Annotated in this window: 25 protein-coding genes and 1 tRNA gene; 13 read left to right on the plus strand and 13 right to left on the minus strand. The window is 63.5% G+C overall.

The window, feature by feature from the left end:
* The first annotated feature begins 2 nt into the window (after positions 1-2).
* The 3 genes from FR699_RS11165 to FR699_RS11175 are packed head-to-tail and all read left to right on the plus strand — an operon-like array spanning position 3 to position 1,494.
* Positions 3-521 (plus strand): amino acid-binding protein, encoded by a 519-nt coding sequence (locus FR699_RS11165; RefSeq protein ID WP_154552692.1) that lies wholly within the window; start codon positions 3-5, stop codon positions 519-521.
* A 55-nt stretch (positions 522-576) separates the two neighbouring features.
* Entirely contained in the window at positions 577-1,026 is a 450-nt protein-coding gene (locus tag FR699_RS11170) for a DUF2085 domain-containing protein (protein WP_158855464.1), read from the plus strand.
* Positions 1,027-1,062: 36 nt separating this feature from the next.
* The gene (locus FR699_RS11175; protein WP_154552690.1) at positions 1,063-1,494 is read left to right on the plus strand and encodes a TM2 domain-containing protein; all 432 of its coding nucleotides are present in this window, start codon (positions 1,063-1,065) and stop codon (positions 1,492-1,494) included.
* Positions 1,495-1,520: 26 nt separating this feature from the next.
* Here FR699_RS11175 and FR699_RS11180 read toward each other — a convergent pair whose 3' ends face one another.
* Positions 1,521-2,366 (minus strand): alpha/beta fold hydrolase, encoded by an 846-nt coding sequence (locus tag FR699_RS11180; RefSeq protein ID WP_158855465.1) that lies wholly within the window; start codon positions 2,364-2,366, stop codon positions 1,521-1,523.
* 104 nt (positions 2,367-2,470) lie between these two features.
* Between FR699_RS11180 and FR699_RS11185 the strand changes: the two genes are divergently transcribed.
* Positions 2,471-3,763: a glucose-6-phosphate isomerase gene (locus FR699_RS11185; protein WP_154552688.1), complete on the plus strand. Its 1,293-nt coding sequence runs from the start codon at positions 2,471-2,473 to the stop codon at positions 3,761-3,763.
* 8 nt (positions 3,764-3,771) lie between these two features.
* Here the strand turns inward: FR699_RS11185 and FR699_RS11190 are convergent, their stop codons facing one another.
* Both FR699_RS11190 and FR699_RS11195 read right to left on the minus strand, forming a co-directional pair.
* Positions 3,772-4,206 carry a type II toxin-antitoxin system VapC family toxin gene (locus FR699_RS11190; protein ID WP_158855466.1) on the minus strand — a complete coding sequence of 145 codons (435 nt, stop codon included), beginning with the start codon at positions 4,204-4,206 and terminating at the stop codon, positions 3,772-3,774.
* The gene (locus tag FR699_RS11195) at positions 4,203-4,496 is read right to left on the minus strand and encodes a hypothetical protein (protein ID WP_158855467.1); all 294 of its coding nucleotides are present in this window, start codon (positions 4,494-4,496) and stop codon (positions 4,203-4,205) included. Before FR699_RS11195 ends, FR699_RS11190 begins: the two co-directional genes overlap by 4 nt.
* Before the next feature lie 126 nt (positions 4,497-4,622).
* On the opposite strand from FR699_RS11195, the gene FR699_RS11200 reads away from it, so the two are divergent.
* Both FR699_RS11200 and artA read left to right on the plus strand, forming a co-directional pair.
* Positions 4,623-5,546: a hypothetical protein gene (locus FR699_RS11200; protein ID WP_233263401.1), complete on the plus strand. Its 924-nt coding sequence runs from the start codon at positions 4,623-4,625 to the stop codon at positions 5,544-5,546.
* Between the two features lie 111 nt (positions 5,547-5,657).
* The gene (artA, locus tag FR699_RS11205; RefSeq protein WP_154552684.1) at positions 5,658-6,653 is read left to right on the plus strand and encodes an archaeosortase A; all 996 of its coding nucleotides are present in this window, start codon (positions 5,658-5,660) and stop codon (positions 6,651-6,653) included.
* Positions 6,654-6,658: 5 nt separating this feature from the next.
* On the opposite strand, the gene dph5 is transcribed toward artA, so the two are convergent.
* Both dph5 and FR699_RS11215 read right to left on the minus strand, forming a co-directional pair.
* The gene (gene dph5 / locus FR699_RS11210; protein WP_154552683.1) at positions 6,659-7,450 is read right to left on the minus strand and encodes a diphthine synthase; all 792 of its coding nucleotides are present in this window, start codon (positions 7,448-7,450) and stop codon (positions 6,659-6,661) included.
* Between the two features lie 98 nt (positions 7,451-7,548).
* Positions 7,549-8,385, minus strand: a complete 837-nt coding sequence (locus FR699_RS11215; RefSeq protein ID WP_158855469.1) for a hypothetical protein — start codon at positions 8,383-8,385, stop codon at positions 7,549-7,551.
* Between the two features lie 239 nt (positions 8,386-8,624).
* Between FR699_RS11215 and FR699_RS11220 the strand changes: the two genes are divergently transcribed.
* Both FR699_RS11220 and FR699_RS11225 read left to right on the plus strand, forming a co-directional pair.
* Complete coding sequence (locus tag FR699_RS11220) at positions 8,625-9,605, plus strand: class I SAM-dependent methyltransferase family protein (protein WP_158855470.1); 981 nt, start codon at positions 8,625-8,627, stop codon at positions 9,603-9,605.
* Between the two features lie 117 nt (positions 9,606-9,722).
* Positions 9,723-9,797: transfer RNA gene (locus FR699_RS11225), tRNA-Thr, on the plus strand.
* A gap of 263 nt (positions 9,798-10,060) precedes the next feature.
* On the opposite strand, the gene FR699_RS11230 is transcribed toward FR699_RS11225, so the two are convergent.
* A complete protein-coding gene (locus FR699_RS11230; protein ID WP_158855471.1) occupies positions 10,061-10,603 on the minus strand; it encodes a type IV pilin in 543 nt (180 codons plus the stop codon).
* A gap of 178 nt (positions 10,604-10,781) precedes the next feature.
* Here FR699_RS11230 and FR699_RS11235 point away from each other — a divergent pair, with 178 nt between their 5' ends.
* The gene (locus FR699_RS11235; RefSeq protein ID WP_154552679.1) at positions 10,782-10,988 is read left to right on the plus strand and encodes a YMGG-like glycine zipper-containing protein; all 207 of its coding nucleotides are present in this window, start codon (positions 10,782-10,784) and stop codon (positions 10,986-10,988) included.
* Positions 10,989-10,999: 11 nt separating this feature from the next.
* Here FR699_RS11235 and FR699_RS11240 read toward each other — a convergent pair whose 3' ends face one another.
* Positions 11,000-12,022, minus strand: a complete 1,023-nt coding sequence (locus FR699_RS11240; protein ID WP_158855472.1) for a lactonase family protein — start codon at positions 12,020-12,022, stop codon at positions 11,000-11,002.
* 117 nt (positions 12,023-12,139) lie between these two features.
* Here FR699_RS11240 and aroC point away from each other — a divergent pair, with 117 nt between their 5' ends.
* Positions 12,140-13,339 carry a chorismate synthase gene (aroC, locus tag FR699_RS11245; RefSeq protein WP_158855473.1) on the plus strand — a complete coding sequence of 400 codons (1,200 nt, stop codon included), beginning with the start codon at positions 12,140-12,142 and terminating at the stop codon, positions 13,337-13,339.
* A 106-nt stretch (positions 13,340-13,445) separates the two neighbouring features.
* On the opposite strand, the gene FR699_RS11250 is transcribed toward aroC, so the two are convergent.
* Positions 13,446-13,658, minus strand: a complete 213-nt coding sequence (locus FR699_RS11250) for a hypothetical protein (protein WP_154552676.1) — start codon at positions 13,656-13,658, stop codon at positions 13,446-13,448.
* Positions 13,659-13,892: 234 nt separating this feature from the next.
* On the opposite strand from FR699_RS11250, the gene FR699_RS11255 reads away from it, so the two are divergent.
* Positions 13,893-15,623, plus strand: coding sequence for a BCCT family transporter (locus FR699_RS11255; protein ID WP_233263402.1), 1,731 nt, complete (start codon positions 13,893-13,895; stop codon positions 15,621-15,623).
* Between the two features lie 37 nt (positions 15,624-15,660).
* Here FR699_RS11255 and FR699_RS11260 read toward each other — a convergent pair whose 3' ends face one another.
* Positions 15,661-17,895: a PAS domain S-box protein gene (locus tag FR699_RS11260; RefSeq protein ID WP_158855474.1), complete on the minus strand. Its 2,235-nt coding sequence runs from the start codon at positions 17,893-17,895 to the stop codon at positions 15,661-15,663.
* 105 nt (positions 17,896-18,000) lie between these two features.
* Here FR699_RS11260 and FR699_RS11265 point away from each other — a divergent pair, with 105 nt between their 5' ends.
* Positions 18,001-18,633: a uracil-DNA glycosylase family protein gene (locus FR699_RS11265; protein WP_158855475.1), complete on the plus strand. Its 633-nt coding sequence runs from the start codon at positions 18,001-18,003 to the stop codon at positions 18,631-18,633.
* Positions 18,634-18,637: 4 nt separating this feature from the next.
* Here FR699_RS11265 and FR699_RS11270 read toward each other — a convergent pair whose 3' ends face one another.
* On the minus strand, positions 18,638-19,048 hold the full coding sequence (locus tag FR699_RS11270) for a CBS domain-containing protein (RefSeq protein WP_233263403.1): 411 nt from the start codon (positions 19,046-19,048) through the stop codon (positions 18,638-18,640).
* 136 nt (positions 19,049-19,184) lie between these two features.
* Between FR699_RS11270 and FR699_RS11275 the strand changes: the two genes are divergently transcribed.
* Positions 19,185-19,925: a DUF2064 domain-containing protein gene (locus FR699_RS11275; RefSeq protein ID WP_158855477.1), complete on the plus strand. Its 741-nt coding sequence runs from the start codon at positions 19,185-19,187 to the stop codon at positions 19,923-19,925.
* Positions 19,926-19,940: 15 nt separating this feature from the next.
* On the opposite strand, the gene FR699_RS11280 is transcribed toward FR699_RS11275, so the two are convergent.
* The 3 genes from FR699_RS11280 to panB form a co-directional block, all read right to left on the minus strand.
* Positions 19,941-22,205 carry a CDC48 family AAA ATPase gene (locus FR699_RS11280; protein WP_158855478.1) on the minus strand — a complete coding sequence of 755 codons (2,265 nt, stop codon included), beginning with the start codon at positions 22,203-22,205 and terminating at the stop codon, positions 19,941-19,943.
* Complete coding sequence (locus FR699_RS11285; RefSeq protein WP_154552670.1) at positions 22,202-22,429, minus strand: hypothetical protein; 228 nt, start codon at positions 22,427-22,429, stop codon at positions 22,202-22,204. Before FR699_RS11285 ends, FR699_RS11280 begins: the two co-directional genes overlap by 4 nt.
* Before the next feature lie 102 nt (positions 22,430-22,531).
* Positions 22,532-23,338: a 3-methyl-2-oxobutanoate hydroxymethyltransferase gene (gene panB, locus FR699_RS11290; protein WP_154552669.1), complete on the minus strand. Its 807-nt coding sequence runs from the start codon at positions 23,336-23,338 to the stop codon at positions 22,532-22,534.
* Between the last annotated feature and the right edge of the window lie 63 nt (positions 23,339-23,401).

Raw genomic sequence — 23,401 nt, forward strand, 5'->3', positions numbered from 1 at the left:
CCATGGCCGAGTCGGCCTCTTTCGAGGCGATCATGGAGAAGTTCGCAGACAGCCCCAGCCAGCAGCGGGTCATCCGGCTCTTGCTTGCACGCGGGTTCTCGGTCAACGACGAAGGGCGGGTCGTCTCGGGCGGCATCGAGATCCCTAATACGGGCATCGCCCGCGAGATCGATGTCGATCGTCGGGTGGTCGACGCCACGACCGACGCGATTCTGGCGGATCCACAACTCCGTCGGATCTTTCAGAATATCTCCTCGATCCCGAGTCTCCTCGATTTGGCTCCCGTCCTCGACTTGGCGGCGATGACCGTCACCGTTCGCGAGGCCGACGAGTCGGGGATCGTCGCCCGGGTCACGAACATGCTCGCCGAGCGGGAGATTCCGATCCGGCAGGTCATGACCGAGGATCCGGAGTTCACCGACCAGCCGCGGCTGTACGTCATCACCGACGAGCAACTCCCCGGCGAGTTCATCAACGAGATTCGCGCGTTACCCTTCGTCATCAAAATCGAGTTGCAGTGACCGCTCGGGCCCCTGATGGCGGGGATTGATGTCCGGGTCGGCCCACGCTATCGATATGGGTCTGTGGATCGAACTGCGACGGGGCCTCGCCCGAGCCCGTCCGTACCTCCTCACCCATCACCGCCCCGAGCAGCGCTATCGCTGCTATCGAGTGTCTCTCTTTGGCTCCCGGATCGCCCTTTGTGCGCGGTGTTCGGGCCTTTACCCGGGTGTCGCGGTCGGACTCATCGCGTTCTTTCTCGCTGGCCCGCCGTTTGTCGGCCTGGTACCGATCGCGTTACTTCCGGCACCGGCGCTCTGTGATTGGATCGTGACGTCGGTGCGTGATCGTCGCGGATCCAACGTGATCCGGACGGCGACTGGTGCGTTGTTGGGCTACGCGTACGGCCTCGGACTGGCCACGCTGTTTCTCGATGGCGACCTTCGTGTCCTCGGTATCGGGGTTGGCTATGCCGCGATCGCGGCGGTCCTTCTGGGCGTCGAGCGCGCCCGCTGGTCGGCGTAGTTATTTGTTTGTCGTGGCCGAATACTGCCCATCGAGATGAAACATTGCATCAACTGTGGCGTCGAGATCGCCGAGCAAGCCGACGTCTGTACGGAGTGTGGCGTCGACCAGTCGACCGAACTCGACGGTTCGTACGGCGATCGCGAACCGGACGAGCGGTACTGTCTCGCCTGTGGCGAACTGATTTACAAACAAGCCGCCATCTGTCCGGCCTGTGGCGTCGACCAACCGTCGACTGGCTCCGGCGACACCGACCAGGTTGCCGCGGGCATCCTCGCGATCCTGCTTGGCGGTCTCGGCGTCCACAAGTTCTACCAGGGGAACACACGCAATGGCGTGCTCTACCTCTGTTTCTTCTGGACTGCGATCCCTTCCTTGCTGGGATTGATCGAGGGGATTCTCATGCTCGTCGCCGACGAAGCCGAATACGACGAGCAGTTCTCGGATGGCTCAATTCTCGGGAAGTAAGCGACAGTCGCTTCGACGGCCGCCTGTCAGACTGAATCGAGAAACGCCTGGAGTTCGCTCGTCGCCCGTTCGCGCTCGTCCCGGAAGACCGTGTGGCCGGCACCGTCGACGTGAACGAGTTGGCCGTCAGGGAGCTGTGAGGCGATCGATCGATGCTGGTTCCGTGCCGCTTTGTCGGCGTCGGCCTTGATGAGCAGCGTCGGTGCCGTGATGTCGGGGTAGGTTTCGCGTGGATCCAGCCACCCGTCCTCGAAGACGGCCACGATCGCCGGATCGACGCGTCGACGGGCGGCCGCAAGTCGCTTTGCCAACCGCTTTTCCCCGGCCTCGACGTGTGCCTGGAGTTCCGGATCGGCTTCGATGAGCTCCTCGGTCGTGTGGTCGTGCCACTCGGCGATCTGTTCGCGGACCGCCGCGACGATCTCGTCGTGGTCCCGTTCGGGATCGTCGTCTCTTCCGCTGTCGAGCAGTCCGGCAGGATCGATCAGCGCGAGGGCACGAACGCGGTCGGGGTGGGTCCCAGCGGTCGCCGCGACGGTATCCCCGCCCATGGAGTGACCGACAAGTGTTGCTGTCTCGATCTCCAAGGCGTCCAGCAGGCCCACGAGGTCGGCGACACGATCGGCCATCGCGTATCCCGACTGTGGAGCCGAGGAACGACCGTGCCCGCGGGCGTCGTAGGCGATCACGTCGTACTCCCCGGAGAGTGCCGCTATCAACGGTTCTCGACATAGCGCGTCGTCGAAGGCCCCGTGGGCGATCACGAGCGGCGGGCCGTCGGTCCCTGTTCTGACGTAGTGCAGCTCGATGCCGTTTGCCTGCACCGTCGCGCTCGTCCAATCCGCCGCCAGTCCGGGCGTCTCGTCGTTCATCGATCGGGTATTCACCGGACGCGATCAAAAGGCTCCGGTCGATTCCCGTTCGACGCTCGCTCGGGATCGATAGAGGTACGTGGGTGCCGACAGATCCCTGTCGTATGCAGGTAGACATCGGCAACGCACTTGCGGAAGTCGCTTCGCCGGGTATTCCCCGTGACGCACTCGACCGACTCGACGACCGGGTTGGGACGGCCCACGAACGCATCGAGGACGGGCGAGCCAACAACGAACACGGGTACGAAGCGCTCAACCAGCCCGACAACGTCGACGTCGCGGCCATTCAGGAGGCCGTCGAACCGTTCGAGGACTGTGAGACGCTCATCAACGTCGGCATCGGCGGCAGTGCGCTGGGTGCGGCGACGATTTCGGCTGCCCTCGATAGCGACGTCGAGGCCTACTACCTCGACAACGTCGACCCGAAGTGGGTGGCCGATCACGTCGACGAGATCGACCTCTCGAAGACGGCGTTGAACGTCGTCTCGAAATCCGGGACGACTGCCGAGACGCTCTCGAACTTCCTGGTCGTCCGGGACGCCATGGACGAGGCTGGCGTCGACTGGACCGAACGGACGTGGGTCACGACCGGTCCCGAGGGCAACCTTCGGGACCTCGCCGAGAAACACGATCTGCCCTCGCTCCGGGTCCCTGACGGCGTGCCCGGCCGCTTCTCGGTCCTCTCGACGGTCGGCCTCGCGGCGGCGGCCCTCCAGGGCCACGATATCGAGGCTATTCTCGACGGCGCGCGGGCTGCCGACGAGGACCTCGGCCCGTCGCTCTTTGACTCGCCGGCCTACGCCTACGGCGCGGTCGCCTACGCCCTCGACCAGCGCGGTGCGGGCATCAACGCACTCTTGCCGTATGCCGAATCCTTAGAGACGCTCGCCGAGTGGTACTCCCAGCTGTGGGCAGAAAGCGTCGGCAAAGACGGGCTCGGCCAGACACCCGTCCGGGCGATGGGCGCGACCGACCAGCACTCCCAACTGCAACTGTACCGGGCTGGCCCCCATAACAAGATGGTGACGTTCATCCGCCCGACCGAGCGTGAGGACACGGCGATTCCCGAGACCGATCTGGAGGGCCTCTCGTATCTGGGCGGCTCGACGCTGGGTGAGTTGATCGACGCCGAATTCGAGGCCACCGAGGCCAGCCTCGCGAACGCCGGACTCCCGAACGTCCGCGTCGAGATCGACCGTGTCGACGAGCACGGGATCGGCGAACTCCTCTACAGCATGGAGGCCGCGACGGTCATGGCCGGCGAGTTGTACAACGTCGACGCGTTCGTCCAGCCGGCCGTCGAGTGGGGCAAGAAAGCGACCCGCGGGTTGCTGGGCGGTGGCGACTTCGAGGAAGCCGACGAAGTGGCCGAAAAGACCGAGCTCACGATCGAGTAGGCCTCTTCTCAGGATATCTCGCCCGGATCGAGACGGTCGACGATCCCGTCGAAATCGTCGTCGAACGCCAGTACGTGGTCGATGTCACGATCCTCGACGAGTGCAATCGTCGTCGCATCGGTGAAACTCAGATCGTGGTCGTCGTAGCGCTCGAACGTGTCGACGGCGCGTTCGAAGTCCGCTTGGTCGGTTACGAGGCAGTCGATGGCCGATGGAAACGCTCCACGCCCGAGAATTCTGTCCGCGGCTTGTTGTGCTTCGTCGTAAGAGTCGGTCCGAGCCCGGACGAGCGTTACTGCCTCATCGAACACGTAATCGCTTGTGAAAACCAGGCCGTACTCCGAGCTGAGAACAGTCTCGAACGCGGCTTTTGCTACCTCGTGACGGGTTGCCCGTTCGTTCTGGAGCGCGTAGAACAGCCCGGTATCGAGAAACACGCTCATTCGTCCAGTGGCTCCTCCTCGTAGAGGATTCGGTCGACCTCTGCCTCACTCGTTTCCATTCCCCAGTCGCTCGTCCCCGAGAGGAACTGTTCGATCTCCGCCTCCGAGAGTCCCTCGAAGTCGTCCCGGAAGGAGTCGATCAGCGCCCCCTTCGAGTCGAACCCGTGTCTGACGAGCCGATCGAGCAACTCCTGTTGGGTCACCTTCCGCCCCGTTTCGAGCTTGATCTCGGCCTGTAACTGCTCGAGCTTGTCCTTCGTGTTCGTCGCGATCTTCACAGACGTCGTCATGATTACCCGTAGTAGTTACTACTCTGTATACTTTTCCACCCTTTACTCTCCACGGTCTTCCCGATAACTCAAACGCCTGTTGTAGTCATCTCAAGCCCCTTTACACGAGATTTCCAAATGACAGCTATGCACCGACGCGAGCTTCTGACACTCGGCGGACTCGCTCTCGCCGGTCTCGCCGGCTGTCTCGACAACTCCGGGGCCAGCGGTGACGACCAGACCGAAACAGAGCCATCGACACCAACAGACACGAACACATCGACCGTAATTGGGACGACCACGCCGACCGAGACGAACACGGAGACACCGACGGAGACCACCACGATTGGAGAGAGTTCTCAGTTGTCAGTCTCTATCGAGCGTCTCCAGCCGGCCGTCGTGGAGATGGGGACGCCAGATAGCCTCACAGTGACCGGCGGCGAAGAAACACAGTACCTCTATCTCTGGATCGAGGTGGCGGCAGGGAAAGCGCCGGCATGGGACGATCTGACATTTCGCCTCGGGGGCGAGCGCCACGCGCTCCGGCCGTCCGAGCACACGCTTGGGCTCTGGCGGGCGTACAACCACAGCGAGAAGTGCTACGATGCCGAACGCGGCTCGGGCTGGGTTCTCTTCGAACTCTCCGACGTCGACGATGCAAGCGATCCAACGCTGGTCTGGCCCGGCGGCGAGTGGCAACCAGGGGCTGACATCCGCCAACGCCTTTCCTCACAGGCCCCATCGCTATCCGTCGAGTGGTCGGCCCCCGACACCGTTACTGTGGGCGACCAGCCGCCCATCGAGTTCACCGTGACAAACGAGAGCGACCGACCGGGGCGGTTCGTGGCGGCACTCAACCGAACTGGCGGCGGGATCGTGTCCATGCCCGTGGCAGGGATCAGCAAGTCGGTCCCGGCTGGTGAGACCGTCTCCTGGTCTCTGACCGACACCTACGATATTCGGGCACCCGGCGGAGATGAACAAATCGGCGATGGCGAACCCGATATGACCTACAACCTCGCTTTGATCGGCGATCGGCTGGAGCAGGATATCCGCATCGTCGCCGGGTGATCGGCCGGTGTGGACTGATCTCGTGTGGGGTACGTCGGTCCGACAGCAATCGCCGAGCAGTCGACAACGACAAGCCCTTTATTCGGACTGACGAAAGGATAGACAGACTCAATGGTAGAGCCGATCATCGACGCCCTGGCGGCGCTACACGGCTATGCGGGTTCGATCGCCTGGCTCGTGCTCGGGGTGTTCCTCGCCGGGACTCTCCTCGAACGGTACGACGAGGAGTTGGGCGCTCGCGTCTACGCTGCCGGGTGGGTGGTCCTCTCCGGGTACTGGCTCGCGTACGTCCACTACTTCGTATTCGCTCAGAAGTCGATCACCGAGAGCGCCGGCGTCATCATCGGTATCCCGCTCTCGCTGTACGTCGCCTACTTGATCGTCGACGGGCGCCATCGTCTGCTGGTTGTCTCACGAGCCGTGACCTTTGCCTGGGTGTTCTTCCTCCCGTTGTCGGCACTGGCGTTCGTCCGCCGGCCACTGATCGAGCTGACGACTGCTCACACCGATTTCGTCCTGTCGCTGCTGGGGAACAACTATCAACTCGGAGACTGGTATCCGGCACTCCCGGCTGGTCTCGAACTCCCCGGCGGGTCGACGCTGGGCACCGAGAGCACGCTCCCGGACAAGAACTTCCCGTATCGGAACACGTTCCTCTATGCGCCCGACGGGCATGCAGTCACGTACACGATCCGGATGGCCTGTACTGGCATCGGTAGTATGTCCATTTTCGTCGGTCTGATCGGTGCGGTCCGGGGCACACTTCGGAAAAAAGCCACGGCACTTGCGGCTTCGATCGGCGTCATCTACGTCCTCAACATCGTTCGGAACGTCTTTATCGCCTACACGATGGGCAACCAGCGGCTCCACATCTTCCCCGACGTGATCCTGTCGCTGTTCTCCGCGACCGATCCGTATCTGGTGTCGTACTTCATCGGTGATCGCATCATCGCCCAGTTTGGCTCCGTGATCGCGCTCCTCGCCATCACGTGGCTCGTCGTCCGCTGGGTACCGGACGTCCTCCGCGTCGTCGAGGAGGGAATGTACCTCCTCACCCGCCGCGAGTACGACCTCAAAGGGGCACTGGGCGTCGAAACGACTGAATAGCCGATTCACTCGGCGAGGGAGTCCTCGAGCAGTGACTCGGGAGCGTCGGCGATCGTCGCCAGTGCATCCCGCTCGATGTAGTGGAGTGAACTCGGGAGCAAAAGCAAGTGAAGCGGCTCGCCAAAGTCCATCTCAGCGAGTGCGTCGAGGCGGTCGGCCCGGACGACGGGATCGGGACTCCCGGCCCGAGCGACGACGACCCCGAGGGCATCTGGACGCCAGTGTTCGGCGAGCAGTTCGCCAGCGGTGTCACCGGCCATGTAGGCCTCTCGGTCGTCGTCGACGTCGATGTCCAGAAAGACCAGCGTGTGCAGATCACGCTCGGCGTTTGCTTCGATCGTCTCGATAACGCTCGCTGGCACCCCGTCGCCGCCGTGTGAGCGCTCGAAGGGGAGGGTCGTTGCCTTGCCAAACCGGTAGTTTTGCAAGCCAGTCAGCGAACTGGCGGCCGCCTGGGCAGTCGTCCCGTGGATGAGGCGGGTCTCGATGCCTCGCTGTTCGGCCCGCAGGCGGAGGTCGACGTGCGTCGTCGAGATCATCGTATCCCCGGCCGTCAGGAAGACCGCGTCGCCTGCTGCTGCAGCGTCGAGAATCGGGTCCGGCGCTTGCTCGACGCCCGCTCGGTCGCGAACCTCGATGTCGACATCGTGGAACACTTCGAGGTCAGCGACGGTCGCGTCGACGAGGCGACTGGTGTAAAACTCCGCAAAGATACGGTCAGCGTTGGCGATGGCGTCCCGGCCGGCGAGCGTGATCGAGCGCTCGTCGTAGAGCCCGAGCCCGACGAACGTGAGCATACTGTTTCTCGGCGTGCTGGCGGGAAAAGCGCCCGGATCCGCTATCGATAGTATCGACCGGCGAAGCCCCTTCCCGTGGCCGCGTGAGAACGCCGGTCTCAGCCGATCCAGTAGTTGTCGGGATCGTTGCCGCCGATAACGGTCCCACAGCCGCTACAGCGCCAGGCGTTCGCCCCGACTTTCTCGTAGCCGGATTCGAGGTCGGGGCCGTGCCACGTGCCCCAACTGAGGCTACAATCCGGACACTGCTTTGGCAGGCCACTTATTGTCGGATCGTTATCCTCGCGAACATCGTTGATCATCCGTTTCATTTCCTCTCGGCGATCCCGTATATTGTCGAGATCGCCGGGTTGGAGATACTGTTTGAAGTACGTGAGGTGTGATTCCATCAGATCTCGCGACGCCGTGAGTTTCCGGAGTCGTTCGTCATCGTGTTCCTCTTCCAGCTTGGCGAGTCGGTTTTGCCTGGCGATACACAGCGAGTAGTACCGTTGTAGTGCCGTTTCGTAGTATGCCCGAATGTAGAGCCGCTTGAGCCGATTTTGAAACGTCTTGCGGTCGGCCGACTTGTAGAAAATTTCGTCGTGTGGGATCGGCTTCTCCCTGATTCGGTCCCGGTCGCCCGTCAGGAGTCCAATTCTCGCGTATTTCGTTTCCTGGACCGTGCTGAGACTCGCTGTCAGTAACTCGGCTTCGGGGAGCCCCATCGAGAGCAACACCACTGCAACGTTTCCGGCCAGTCCCTCTGTGAGCGTGTCCGCGTCTTCGTAGGTTCGCACGGAAATTACCTCCGGAATTGCCTCCTGAATCGACCGCTTCCGGGCTCGATCCCGGGCGAACAAGAAGATCTCGGCCCGGAGCTCCGGTGCCCTCCCTTCGATCTCGTCTCCAGCGGTCGCTTCGAATAGTTCGTCTTGCTGATTGGACTGTTTCATCCGCCGTTGCTGTGTGTATTGTTGCCATTCCTAATAAATCATTGTTCGTTTGTCGATTCTGGGCACGCATCGGCTCCGACAGTCTCCTGTGGGCACTTTCGACACGCTCGGCTGTGATAGCGGTCTGGCCCACTGTTTCGGGTGGTTCGCCGCCAGTTACAGCGGAGTCGTCTTCGCGCCGTCCCACCGGTCTGTCGGTGAAGCGTTAGGCTTACCGCGAGCAGGGACTGACTCGACGTATGACCGTCCCGTGCGTTCGCGTCCCGCGTGCAGACGGCGAGGAAACCAGAGCGGCCCTTGCCGACCGGGACGTCATCGCCGAAGACTACCAGATCACCGTCGAGGACGGATCGCTTTTCATTCCTGTGACAAACCCTGACACAGTTCCGTCGGCATACACCGTCGTCGAGCGAGCGGTGCCCGTACGGAACACGCAGACGATGCCCGAAGATATTCTGGGGTTCGAGCCCAGCTACGAGCGGTTGGGTGAGGTCGTCATCCTCGACGAAGATGATCCCGACCGCGCCCGGGAAATCGCCGAGGCGATCATGGCCTCGGATCTGCCGGCCGAGACGGTACTCAACCGTGCCTCGAAAGTCAAAGGCGAACAGCGCGTCCGCGAGTGGGACGTCCTGGCCGGCGATGGCACCGAAGCCCTCCACCGGGAGTACGGCTGTGAATTCGCGGTCGACCTCGCGAAGGTGTATTTCTCGCCGCGTCTGGCCACCGAGCGCCACCGCGTCACCGAGCAGGTCACGGCCGGCGAGCAGGCTCTGGACATGTTCGCCGGCGTCGGTCCCTTCGTGATTCCCTTCGCCGACCGCGGTGTGACCTGTGTTGGCGTCGACGTCAATCCCGATGCGATCGAGTACCTGCGGGCAAACGCCCGGCACAACGGTGTCGAGGAACGCGTCACAGCAATCGAGGGCGACGTTCGGGAGATCGTCCCCGAGTACGCAAACTGGGCCGACCGGATCGTCATGAATCTGCCCCACAGTGCCGGGGAGTTTCTCGACACGGCGATCGAACTGGCCGGTGACGAGGCCGTGATCCACTACTACGACATTCAACACGAGGACGACCCCTTTGGCCCGGGCGAGCGCGCGATCCGCGAGGCGGCCGGCGATGAGTACGACGTCGACGTCCAGACTCGACGAACCGTCCGGTCGTACGCCCCCCACGAGTTGAACGTGGTGCTGGACGTGGCACTGACTCGCTAAGGGATTCGGATTCGCAATCCTTATTGTGGTAATCAGACCTACGTTGTGGTACGCGCCGGTGTCTCGCCGAACGCAGCGAGGCAAGGCTCGGGGCGCGAGGAACGGAGTGACGAGCGCGCCGGTGTAGCTCAGACTGGCTAGAGCGAATCCTTCGTAAGGATTAGGCCGGGGGTTCAAATCCCCCCACCGGCTTTCTGCTGCGAACGAACTTGCCCAGCGAAAGCAATGGAGATTTGAATCAGGGAGTGGGGCGTAGCGGAACGACCGTGGTTCACAATCTCCCCCACCGGCTTTCTGCTGTGAACGAACCTGCCCAGCGAAAGTCATAGCGATTTGAACGAGACGAGACGCGCAGCCAAGCGCGTCGTCTCGGCGGCGTTCACACGTCTCTATCGGCTTCGGTGGCGTCTCTGCAACGCCGTTGTGTACACCGTCCTGTCGGGATCCGTGCTCGCTTAGGTTGCGGACAACGTTCGTTCGATTACGACCGCGTTTGTCGGCGTATGGACGACGCGAACAGTGATCGTCTCACCGCTGTTGAGTTGGCATCCTCCGCTCTTAATTCGAAAAGTAGCAGTTTCGCCAGCACTCCAAGTCCCGTCTGCACTCGTATCAAGTTCTCCTCCGTCCGGGCTATAATAGTCAAATATGTTATCGCCGTCGTAATTTGTCGAGCCAAGGGTGTTTGTTGGGAGATTTACAATCCGCGATCGCTTCCCACAGGCATCAGTTGCGTCCACAACTATTTCCAACTCGGATACGGTTAAATCATCGCCCGCAACGTGGGTAAGTCGAACGATTTGATCATCACGTGTGCCGGTCGGTTGGTCAGAAACAAGTTCCCCGCTCGACTGGCCGACGATCGGGCCGGGTTGGGCCCCGTCCTCGGCAACTCCGAGTGCAAACGTGGAGGCCGTCGCGGCGAGTACCACTACGATCGCGACCAGCAAAATATTCCCGACGACCGGTGTCGCCGCCCGCGATGATTCGGAGAACACGTTATGTCTGGTACTCGTCCAGTGCCACTAATTTGTTTCCCCTCCGTCGGCACTTGCAGCCGTGGGCGGGACGGATCGTTTCCAGCGGCGAGGGCCGGCGATTGGCTGGGTCTTTCCTCGCCCGCCGTTTGCTCACGCCCCGCGTACCTTTATGATGCTTTCACTCGTTCGTTTCCGTATGGGAAAACGAATGCAGAAAGCCCTGAGTCGAGCGAAGTTCGCCGCGGCCGGTGGAGCGATCGGTGCCGCCGCCGGTGCCGTGATCAGCCGCAATGCCGCCAGCACGGGCGCGGGCGTGGGCGCACTCGTCGGTGCGACGATCGGCGAGAAACGCGTCGACTTGGGTGACATGGCCGAGAAAGTCACGGACCGTTCTGCCGAGTGAGGTGCTGGGTACTACCGCGGGCGAACACACACGGGGGCCGGGACAGCAATCGGCTGGTCTGTTGCCGCCAGGCGCCCGGTCGCGTCGTCGATGGCGAACGGGACGAGTGTATCCGTCTCAGCGTTTGCGACGAGCAGCTGCTCGCCGTCGCGATCGAGCGCGAAATCGCGGGGCCACTCGCCGCGGGTCGAAACGGTGTCGACGACATCCAGGCCGGTCGCAGTGACTTCGAACGTCGTGATGCTGTCGTGGCCCCGGTTGGACGCGTAGACGAACCAGCCCGAGGGATGGATGGCGACAGCACCGGGTGCGTTCTCGCCGTCGTAGTCGGGCGGGATCGTCTCGACAGTCTCGCGGACCGTCAGCGTGCCGTCGGTCGCCCGATCGAAGACCGAAAGCGTCGAATCGAGTTCGTTGACGCAGTAGACCCTTCTGTCGGGAGCGTACTCGAACTGGCGCGGCCCGGCACCGTCGTGCAGAGAGACAGCCCCCTTCGTATCGAGTGTTCCCGTCTCGGCCTCGAGCACGTAGCGGACGATCTCGTCCGTCCCGAGATCGGCGACGTAGACGAAGCGACCGTCAGGGCCTGGTTTGATCGTGTGCGGATGGGGACCGGTCTGTCGCTCCGGATCGACACTCGAGCCTGCACGTTCCTGAACCGTCGGTTCACCCAGGCGACCGTCGTCGTCGATCGGCACCACCGAGAGTGCCCCGCCGGTGTAGTGGGCGACCAGTAGGTACTGGCCCGTCGGATCGACGCTGCAGTGGCAGGGATCGGCCGGACCGATCGCCCGGCGGTTGAGTCGGCGGAGGTCGCCGTTGGCCTCGATCGCAAACGCGGTTGCCCCACCGTCCTCGACTTCGTTGACGGCGTAGAGATAGTCACCGGACGGATGAACGGTCAGATACGACGGATCCGTCGCGTCGGCACCTAGCCGTGCCTCGCCACGCTGTCCACCGTCGGTATCGATGCGGTAGATCCCCTCGCTGTCGCCGTCGGTGTACGTGCCGACGTACGTGTGGGCGGTAGGCATTGCTGGCCTGTCGTCCGGCCGGCCCATGAGCGTGTCGGCGGTGAGGACCTGCCGGTCACCGGCCAGGGACCCGGCCATTCTCAACAACTAAATGGCCCCACACCCCACACCGGGACAATGAACGGCAACAGTTTCGGTCGACTCTTCGACGTCACCACGTTCGGGGAGAGCCACGGCGAGGCGATGGGGTGTACCGTTTCGGGTGTCCCCGCCGGTGTCGAGTTGAGCGAGGACGACATCCAGCAGGACCTCGACCGGCGCAAGCCCGGCCAGTCGATGATCACCACCTCGCGGGACGAACCCGACGCCGTCTCGATCAAGTCTGGCCTGCAGGACGGCTACACGACGGGCACGCCGATCGGGATGGTCATCCAGAACAAAGACTCCCGGTCGGGCAAGTACGAGCCGTTCGTCACGGCTCCCCGTCCGTCCCACGGCGATTTCACCTACTCGGCGAAGTTCGGCACGCGCAACTGGGGCGGGGGCGGGCGCTCTTCGGCCCGAGAGACCGTCAACTGGGTCGCCGCGGGGGCCATCGCCAAGCAGGTCTTAGACCAGAGCGAGTACGACGTCCAGATCAAGGCCCACGTCAACCAGATCGGTGACATAGAGGCCCCAGAGGTCTCCTTCGAGGAGATGCTCGAACACACCGAGGACAACGACATCAGGTGTGCCCATCCCGAGACGGCCGCGGCGATGCGCGATCTCGCCGAGCAGTACCAGCAGGAGGGCGACTCCATTGGCGGCTCGGTCTACTTCGAGGCCCGCGGTGTCCCGCGCGGGCTGGGTGCGCCCCGCTTTGACTCCATCCCGTCGCGGCTGGGCCAGCTCATCTACTCGATTCCGGCGGTCAACGACTTCGAGTACGGGGTCGGCCGCGACGCTCGCACGATGGCCGGCACCGAGTACAACGAGGACTGGGAGTTCGACGAGAACGGTGATCCCACGCCCGTCGGCAACGATCACGGCGGCATCCAGGGCGGGATCACGACCGGCGATCCCATCTACGGCGAGATTTCCTGGCATCCGCCGGTTTCGATCCCGAAAGCCCAGGAGACCGTCGACTGGGAGACGGGCCAACGCAAGGAGATTCAGGTCGTCGGCCGCCACGATCCCGTTTTGCCACCCCGTGCGGTCCCCGTCGTCGAGTCCCTGCTGTACTGTACAGTGCTCGACTTCATGCTGCTGGGTGGCCGCCTCAACCCCGACCGACTCGACGACCGGCCCGGCGAGTACGACACCGACTATCACCCGAGCAGTCCGGTCAACGATCCAGACGACGCCCCCACGCAGGCCGAGACACTCGACGACGAGTAAGTCTGTGCACGGGCCAGGGCCACGTCGCAGCTGGCGGACGAGCGACGGGCGAAGCCGCTCTCTCAGGCCGTGAAAGCGGCGGACTGGCTGTTACCCTCGTGGTCTGTCAGTCCCCGGTTGATGCGTCCTCACCCACCAGCGAGGTGTCCATCGACCGCCACCCGCGGACGGCACACACCAGTGAGTCAAGGCCCACGATGGCGACGCCGACGATCCCGAGCAACTCGAGTGTTGGATACGTTGTGAACACGCCTGTAAACTGCTGGACGACGATGAACGCGAACAGGTACACCACGCGTCCGATGCGTCGACGTGACATACGTCGTGTTAGGGCCTCACGCATATGAGCGTACGGACTGCAGCCGAACGTCTCGCGGCGTTCGTGCCATTGCCTGCCGACGCGGCTTACTTATTTGATGGCGGACTGTGATTGCTCGTGTATGTCTCGTCTCGACGCCGGTGTGCTGGCGTTCGGGCGCGTTCGCGGCCTCGCCGACTCGTCGCTTTGGCACCGCGATCGGACCTCTCGCCGTGTCAGCGTCGGTGGTGCCCGGTGACCGATCCCACCGAAGAGACGGTGACAGATGGTGAAGAGACGATCCGGGAACGCCTGTTCTATGCGGACGTGGCGCGGGAGCCTGGCGATACCAACGTCCGCCACTGGGGTATCGAGGTCCACCCGGTCGTGTTCCCGCTCGCGTTGGCGTTCATCGTCGGATTCGTCGCGCTGACGGTCGGATTCGGTGACGGTGCCGCCACCGCGTACGAAACGGTCTTCGATGCCGTCACTGCAAACTTCGGCTGGTTTTACGTTCTGTCGGTCAACGTCTTCCTCATCGCGCTGGTTGCGTTCGGGCTGAGTGAGTACGGCACGATCAGGCTCGGCGGTCCCGATGCTGACCCCGCGTTTTCTACCGTTGCCTGGCTGGCAATGTTGTTCAGCGCCGGCATGGGGATCGGGCTCCTGTTTTTCGGTGTGGCCGAACCGATGTACCACTTCCTGTCGGGCGGTGGATCGTTTTTCGACGTGCCGGCTCGCTCACCGGCCGCGGCGCGGTCGGCGACGGCCCTGTCGATGTTCCACTGGGGGCTGCACCCGTGGGCGATTTACGGGATCGTCGGCCTCGGACTCGCCTTCTTCTCGTTCAACCGTGGCCTGCCGATCACCGTGCGATCGGTTTTTTACCCCCTGCTCGGTGAACGGATTTACGGCTGGCCCGGCCACATCGTCGACCTCGCAGCCGTTCTCGCGACGGTGTTCGGACTGGCGACCACGGTGGGGCTGGGCGCACTCCAGATCCATGCCGGCCTCGACTTCTTGGGCCGGAACTACCTCGCCACTGGCTTGCCAAGTGCGACCTGGGTGACGACTGCGATCGTCGCGGTCATCATCGGCCTCACCACGCTCTCGGTCGTGGCCGGGCTCGAAGGCGGGATCAAACGGCTGTCGACGGTGAACGTAGTGCTCATGGTCGGGCTGCTCGGGTTCACGCTCGTCGCTGGGCCGACGGTCTATCTACTCGATGGCTTCGCCAGCGGTCTCGGTGTGTACTTGGGGAACTTCTTGGCGTTGAGCTTCTACGCGGAAGCGTTCGCTGGGGCTGATGCCGGCTGGCAACACGACTGGACGACCTTCTACTGGGGCTTTTGGATCGCGTGGGCGCCGTTCGTCGGCATGTTCATCGCTCGGATCTCGAAGGGGCGGACGATCCGCCAGTTCGTGGGCGGCGTGTTACTCGTCCCGACGCTGTTTTCGCTGCTCTGGATGGCGGTGTTCAACGGCTCGGCGCTGTTCGTCGAACTCAACGTCCTCAGTGGTGGCATCCTCGGCCCGCTGCAAGAACACGGGCGAGCGGTCGCGTTGTTCGAACTGCTGTCGTCCTATCCGCTTACCTTCCTCACGAGCGTCGTCGTCACTGCGAATCTGCTCACGTTTATCGTCACCTCGACCGATTCGGGGGCGTTAGTGACGAGCTATCTGGCTGCTGGCGGCAAGCAAGACACTCTCGCCCGCCAGCGGGTACTGTGGCCACTCCTGATCGGCGCCACCGCGGTGGCACTGCTCGTCGGGAACGGCCTGAACGGCCTCCAGACGGCGGTGATTGCGGCTGGCCTGCCCTTCGGCGCGATCATGCTGCTGATGGTCTATACGATCTCTCTCGGTCTGCGTCGTGAACTCGATATCCACCGGTCGCCAGCGTATCGCGCGGCCGTCGAGGACGCTACAGACCAGGGGACTACCGCTGGCGACTCGTCGTCGAAGGCCCGCGGCCGGAGGGAGTGACGTTTCTGCCACGTTGCACGCCTGCTGTGTCACACGCTCAGGTCACTCTCGGGAGTTCTACGACGAACACCGCGCCCGCGGGATCGGTGTCCTCGATGTCGACCGCGCCGCCGTAGCTTTCGACCAGTGTCTCGACCAGATACAGTCCGATACCGGTCCCCGAACTTTCCAGTCCCGTCTCGCCCTTGCCGAAGATCGCGTCTTGCTGTGCGGGCGGGACGCCGGGGCCGTTGTCCGCGATGCGAACGACAACTGACGCTTCTTGGGCCGTCGCCGAAACGGTGACTTCCGGGACGTCTTTATCGTTGTGCTGGACGGCGTTTTTCAACAGGTTCCGGAAGACCGACGCGAGCATGCTGCTGGCCCGGACTGTTTCGGCCGGAATCTCGGTGTCGACGGTGAAGACGGCGTCGGGATAGGCCGAGCGAACCTCGTCGAGTTCGCGTTCGAGGACTCCTTCGAGGTCGACGTGCTCGATGTCGTCGTCCGCCGAGAGCATCACGTCGGCCATCTCTCGGGCCGTCTGCGTGAGTTCGATCGCGTGTTCGGCACTTTCCAGCACCGTTTCGATGTACTCTCCGGTCGATTCGTCGTCGGATTCTTCGGCGACGAGCTCGGCGTAGGCGGTGACCAGTTGCAGATCGTTCCGGATATCGTGGCGCAACACGCGATTGAGCACGTCGAGGTTGTCCCGTTGGGCTTGGAGGCGCTGTTCGTACTCTTTGCGTTCGGTTATGTCCCGGACCAGGGCGTGGAGGGCGGGCTCGTTCTCGTACTCGAAGCGACTGAGCTTCACCTCGGCGGGAAACGTCGTGCCGTCGGCCCGCTGGTGGGTCCACTCGAAGAACGCTTCGCCCGTCTCGAAGGCCCGCTCGATGTGTTCGAAGGCATCGTCCTTCGAAGGCGTGCCGTCGGGCTGTGTCTGTGGGGCCAGTTCCCAGGGTGCGCGGTCGACGAACGCCCCGACCGAATCGAGGCCGAACAACTCGAGGGTCCGTTCGTTGCAGTCGATGTAGCCGTCCCGGTCGAGAACCATGAGCGCATCGCGGGTACCTTCGAACAGATTTCGGTACTTCCGCTCACGCGCTTCCAACTCGCGCTCGTGTTCTTTCCGTTCCGTGACGTCGACGAGATAGCCCAGCAAGTAGCCCTGCGCTGCCGGTTCGTCGACGATTTTCGTATGCTCCATCACCCATCGAACAGCCCCGTCCGCGGTCCTGATTCGATACGGGTCCGGACTGAGGCGGTTGCTCCCGTTTGAGCGTTGCTCGGCAACCTCTTTGGCGACCCGCTCGCGATCGCCGTCGTGGAGGAGGTCGCTGAAGCGGACGTTTCCCGTCTGGAGTTTCTCGGGCGCGTACCCAAACACCGCCTCGACGTTTTCCGAGACGTACTCGATCGGCCACCCCGCCGCGTCCGCCCATTTGAACACGACGGCCGGCCCGTCCGTGAACATCTCCCGCTCTTCTTTCAGCGCCAACTCGGCCCGCTTGCGATCGTCGATGTCCTGGTGGATGCCGACCGCCCGCAACGGCGTGCCGTCATCGGCACGCTCGACTACCGTCCCCATCGTCCGGACCCACTTCCAGTCGCCCGCCTTCGTCTGCAGCCGGTACTCACACTCGTAGTACGGCGTCTGGGCTTCGACGTGTTCGGCCAGGGCTCGGTCGTGTCGCTGCTTGCCCGCCGGATGGACGAGCGCTTCCCAGTCACGCAGGTGCGCCCCCATCTCGGCGGGCGTGTAGCCGAGCATCTCGGTCAACAACTCGTCGCGTTCTACCTCGTCGGTCACCATATCCCAGTCCCAGATCCCGAGGTTTGCCCCCTCTAGGGCCATCCGCATGCGTTCTTTCGTGGTGGCGAAATCGGTATCGCGGGCCTCGCGCTGGTCGATCGGGCGGCTGGTCACGAGAAACTCACCGCCCACGCCGTCGGGCACACACACCACTCTCGATTCGACCCACCTACAGGACCCATCTGCCCGCCGTGTGCGGACTTCGACGGTCTGTGGTTCGTCGGCACTGACCCGTCGTTCCTCGATCGTCTCACTGACGGACGCACGATCAGCGGGATGGATGTATTCGCTGACCAGCTCGCCCGTCAGGTCGTCGGGGCTGTATCCGAGAATCGCTTCTACCGCAGGGCTGACGTACACTATCGTCCCATCTGCGTCTACGATCGTTGCCGCGTCGGGTGACAACTCGACAAGCTGGCGGTGCCAGTCTGGCCCCGCCTGGTCGCCGTTGGTCGCCGTGTCCCCGGGATCGGCCATCAGTGTCTCTACTGTCGTCGGTATGGGACTTAAACTGGGTGCCCGTTGGCGGGCCTCGTCGCCGCAACCAGTCGCGTTTTGAGCCAGCCCCACTAGTCCAGTCCTATGACTCCCCACGCGCCCGATCCACAGAACCCCTACGGCATGGACGCGGAGTGTCAGAACTGCCCGGCACTCGTCGAAACGCGCGAACAGGTCGTCCACGGGTACGGTGACGTCGAAGCCGACGTGGTCGTCCTCGGTTCGGAACCCACTGCCGGCCCCGATCGCACCGGGGTCCCTTTCACGGGCGACGAACCCGGCCGGAGCGTCCAGCGGATCCTCGCCGAGTTGGGATTCAACGACGCTGCCCCGGACAGTACCGAACCCGAGCTCGAAAACATCTATCTCACCTACGTCACGCGCTGTCGCCACCCGGATCGCGACGCCACCGACGACGAGACGCGCAACTGCGAGGGGTATCGGACCGCCGAGTTGCGGATGATCAACCCCGAACTCATCGTCGCCGTCGGGCAGGCGGCTCTGGACGCCTTGGCGTTCGAGTACACGACCCGCAGCGCCGAGGAGTTAGACGTGACTAGCGAACACGCGACGACGATCCGGGGCCGTGGCTTCGAGATTCTGCCGATGCGCTCGCCGAGCGAGGCCAGTGAGGCCCAACTGGAAGCGTTCCGAGCACACTTCGCCGACGAACTCGGTCGGGATTATCGACAGACCAAAGGGCAACGTCGGAAGTGAGCGCTCAATCCAACTCCCACTCCTCGGGTCGCGTGTTCAACTTGCCGACTTCCGCGCGGATGTCAGAGAGATGCCAGACGATGTCGGTCAGCGTAATCATGCCGACCAGTTCCAGCCCGTCCATCACGGGCACTTTCTTGACGTCGTTGTCGGCCATCTTCTCTGCGACCCCCTGGACGGTCGTCGCGGGATCCGTCGTTACGACCGGATGGTGGGCGAGCTTGTCGACAGGGATCTCCTCGAAGGGTCGCTCGGTGACGTAGCCCGCCCGGAGTGTGTCGGATTCGGTGACGATTCCCACCGGGTTCCCCTCGTCGCTGAGGACGACCACCGAGCCGACTGCGTGTTCGAGTAGCTGCCCGACTGCATCTCGCACGCTCGCATCGACCGGGACCGTGATGACCTCGGTCGACATCAGGTCCTCGACGAGCATTTGCCTGGGATAACTACGTGGCCGAGACGTATAATGGCACCTGGTGGCACGATGACGACTCACTGCGCACACTCATTCGAGCGGCGGGTTCAAGGATCCACTACGCGAAGGTGACGACATGGCTACTGTCGCACTCCGCACACAGCGACCAGTCGAGGGCAACGCACTGGCTGAACTGGCGGCCGGGACGCCGTTGACCGACACTGAGGCGGCGACGCTGTATCGCCACGCCTGCAAGGATGTTGCCGAAATCGCCGAGTCCAGTGGGGCATCGCTGCTCGTCACCTATCCGGAGGGGAGCGAGGCACAAGTCATCGAGATGGTCGAGCCGGCGCTCGATGACCCCTCGGAAGCACGATTCGAGCCACAGGTCGGGTCGACGCCAGCGGCGCGCATGGGGAACACGGTCACGCACTTACTCGAAGCAGAAGCCGAATCGTCGGTGGCGGTGCTCGATCCGACGGCCGTGCTTGCCACCCGGAGCACGATCGATCAAGCGGCGATGAAACTCCGGTCCAGCGCAGTCGTCGTCGGGCCGGCCGCCGCAGGTGGGATCTACTACGCGGGGTTCACCGACACGCTGGACTTCGAAGACATCGATCGCCAGCCGATGGTCGAAACCCTCGTCGATCGGGCCGCCGAGGCAGGGCTCTCGACGGACGTCCTCGCGCCGTCGCCCACACTGTCGACCGTGCCGGACTTGCAATCGACGCTGCCGATCCTGTGTGGGCGTCGCCAGGCCGGTCTGCCAGTCCCCGAGCGGACGAGTCAGTATCTCGCCGACCTGGATCTACACGTCACTGCATCGGACGAAACTGGTGTCGAAAGCAAGAAATCGTCACCGGCGGGCGGCGAGTAGTGGCGGCAGCGGCCCTTACTGGAAGGTCCGGGACGTTTCGGTCTCTTCGAGTTCGTTTTCGCGCTTGTCGAAGCGCTGTTCGATCTCCTGGTAGCGCTCGCGGGTGTCGCTGTCGACGCTCGGACCCACCTCGTCCATCGCAGTCTCGAAGTGTTCGGCGTTGATCAGGACGTTCCCCATGCTGTCGTCGACGTCCTCGGGATCGACGCTCCGGATGAACTCCCGGGTGGCCGCCATGGCGGCTTCGCGGGCGACGGCTTCGATGTCGGCCCCGACGTACCCGTCGGTCCGGCGAGCCAACTCGTCTAAGTCGACGTTCTCGGCCAGTGGTTTGTCGCGGGTGTGGACCTCGAAGACTTTCCGGCGGGCCTCCTCGTCGGGAACGGGGACGTGGATGTGTCGGTCGAGTCGCCCCGGCCGCAAGAGTGCAGCGTCGATGAGGTCCGGTCGGTTGGTCGTCGCGATGACCACGACATCCTCCAGGTCCTCCAGGCCGTCCAGTTCCGTCAGCAACTGGGAGACGACGCGTTCGCCGACGCCGGAGTCACCCATGTTGGCCCCGCGTTCGCCGGCGATGGAGTCGATCTCGTCGAAGAAGATGACGGTCGGGGCATTCTCACGAGCCTTGCTGAAGACCTCGCGGACGCCCTTCTCGCTCTCTCCGACGTACTTGTTGAGTAGTTCCGGTCCTTTCACGGAGATGAAATTCGAGTCCGCCTCGTTGGCGACGGCTTTCGCAAGCAGCGTCTTGCCGGTCCCTGGCGGGCCGTACAGCAACACGCCCTTCGCGGACTGCATGTCCATCTGTTCGAAGACCTGCGGGTACTCCAGGGGCCACTGGATGGTCTCTCTGAGGCGTTCGTTCGTGTCTTCGAGGCCACCCACGTCCTCCCAGGAGACGTCCGGCACTTCCACGAACACTTCCCGGAGTGCAGAGGGCTCGATACCCTTGTGGGCGGCCTTGATGTCCGTCTCGGTCACCTCCAGGGATTCGAGGATCTCGGCGTCGATCTCGTCGGCTTCTAAGTCGATCTCGGGGCGAATGCGCCGGAGGGCGTTCATCGCCCCCTCCTTTGCCAGTTGTTCGAGGTCGGCCCCGACGAACCCGTGGGTCCGTTCGGCGTACTCGTCGATGTCGATCTCCTCGTTTAGGGGCATCCCGCGGGTGTGGACCTGCAGGATCTCCTTGCGGCCTTTCTTGTCCGGGACGCCGATCTCGATCTCCCGGTCGAAGCGCCCACCACGCCGGAGAGCGGGGTCGAGCGCATCGAGGCGGTTGGTCGCACCGATGACGATGACGTCCCCACGCTCTTCGAGCCCATCCATCAACGAGAGCAGCTGGGCGACGACCCGACGTTCGACGTCACCGCTCGTGTCGTCGCGCTTGGGCGCGATGGAGTCGATCTCGTCGATGAAGACGATCGCCGGGGCGTTCTCTTCGGCCTCGTCGAACATCTCCCGCAACTGCTCTTCGCTCTCGCCGTAGTATTTGGACATGATCTCCGGCCCCGAGATCGTCGTGAAGAACGCGTCGATCTCGTTGGCGACGGCCTTGGCCATCAGCGTCTTGCCGGTTCCCGGTGGGCCGTGCAGGAGGACGCCTTTGGGCGGTTCGATACCGAGCTGATTGAACAGCTCGGGGTGGCGCATCGGCAACTCGATCATCTCACGGACTTGCTCTAGCTCGTCGTCGAGTCCACCGATGTCCTCGTAGGTCACGTCCGGGGTCTGGCGCGCCTCCTCGGGTGCCTCCCCGGTGATCTGTTCGGCCGGCTGCTGGCTGACCTCGATCTCGGTCTGGTCGGTGACGACGACCGTCCCTTCGGGGTCAGTGTCGGCGATCTTCAGCGGAATCTTCTGGCCGCCGACCGACGAGACCGGCCCCAGTCCCAGCGAGAACGGGACGGTCTGGCCGGTCGTGACGGCCTGCCCGGAGAGCTTGTTGCGGACGTGCGGGCCGATGTTGCCCCGGACGCGGAGGTTCTGGGGGAGAGCGACGGAGATCGATCGGGCGGGCTTGACGTCGGCCTTCTCGACGTCGATACGGTCGTCGATCCCGACGTCGGCCTCCTGGCGAAGTTGCCCGTCGATCCGAACGATTCCCTCGCCCGTGTCCTCGGGATAGCCCGGCCAGACGCGAGCGACCGCTCGCCCGCCTTGACCATCGAGTACGACGTAGTCCCCGTTCTCCAGGCCGATTTCGTCCATCGCCGCGCGATCGACGGCGGCCAGGCCACGGCCGGCGTCTTTCTGTTTCAGTGGTTTGACAGTGAGCTTCATTGGTCCACCTCGATAGTGAGGACGCCGTTTTTCATAAACGCTGTTGCGCCCTGATTTTCGGGTAGCGAGAGGTCGTACTGCCCGTCGTCGGTGACGACGATCGCGGTGTTGCCCACCACGTCGATCTCGGCCCCGTCACCGAGATCAGCCACGAACGTCGTCGCGTCGTCGTAATCGAACCGGCGGATCTCCGCGTCGCCGACCGTCTGCTGTTCGAGTGTCATGCTAACCTTGAGTTAGCTCTAGGAGTATATAAATCTTTCTCCAATGTGACCCTTCAGTCCGGGGGTAACAGACTAACGGTTGAATTGCGGTTCACACCGAACTCAGTCGAGATCGAGGGTGGATTCGTCGTGGGTGTGTTCCCTCGCGGGGAACGAGTCGTCTTCGACCGCCTCGACGTACGACTCGATCGCGTCGGCGTACGCTGAACGGACGTCGCCAAAGGCCTCGGCGAACGGCGGCGTCGATTCGCTCAGGCCAACGGCGTCGTCGACGACCAGCACTTGGCCGTCACACTCCGGACCAGCGCCGATGCCGATTGTCGGGATCGAGAGGTCCTCGGTGACGGTACGTGCGAGGTTCGCGGGGACGTGTTCGAGGACCAGTGTGAACGCGCCGGCGTCCTCGTGGGCGCGGGCGAGTTCGCGGATCTCGTCGGCCGCTTGCTGGGTCGTCCCCTGGCGGGTATAGCCCAGGCGATTGACGTGCTGGGGTGTCAGTCCGAGGTGGGCCATGACGGGGATGCCCAGGTCGGTGAGGCGCTCGGTCAACTCGACGGTGTGGGGACCACTCTCGATTTTGACAGCGTTCGCGCCGGCTTCCTTGAGCATGCGCCCACAGTGCTCGATCGACTCGCTCTCGTCGACGCCGACGCTGAGAAAGGGCATGTCGGCGACGACCAGCGCGTCGTCGGTCCCGCGGACGACCGCGGCCGTGTGGCTGTGCATTTCTTCGACGGTCACTGGGAGCGTAGTGTCGTGCCCGAGGACGACGTTGCCCAGGCTGTCCCCGACCAGGAGCACGTCCACGCCCGCTTGCTCGGCCAGCTCGGCGGTCGTGGCGTCGTAGGCCGTCAGCATCGTAATCGGTTGCTCGCCAGCCTTCTCCCTGACGTCCCTGACCGTAGGCATAGCCGAAGATCCTCGTGGCTCGGTCTTACGCCTTCGGGTCCGGAACGACCGATAGACGCAAGA

Origin of the sequence: Halorhabdus sp. CUG00001, from assembly GCF_009797925.1 — an archaeon.
GTDB lineage: Archaea > Halobacteriota > Halobacteria > Halobacteriales > Haloarculaceae > Halorhabdus.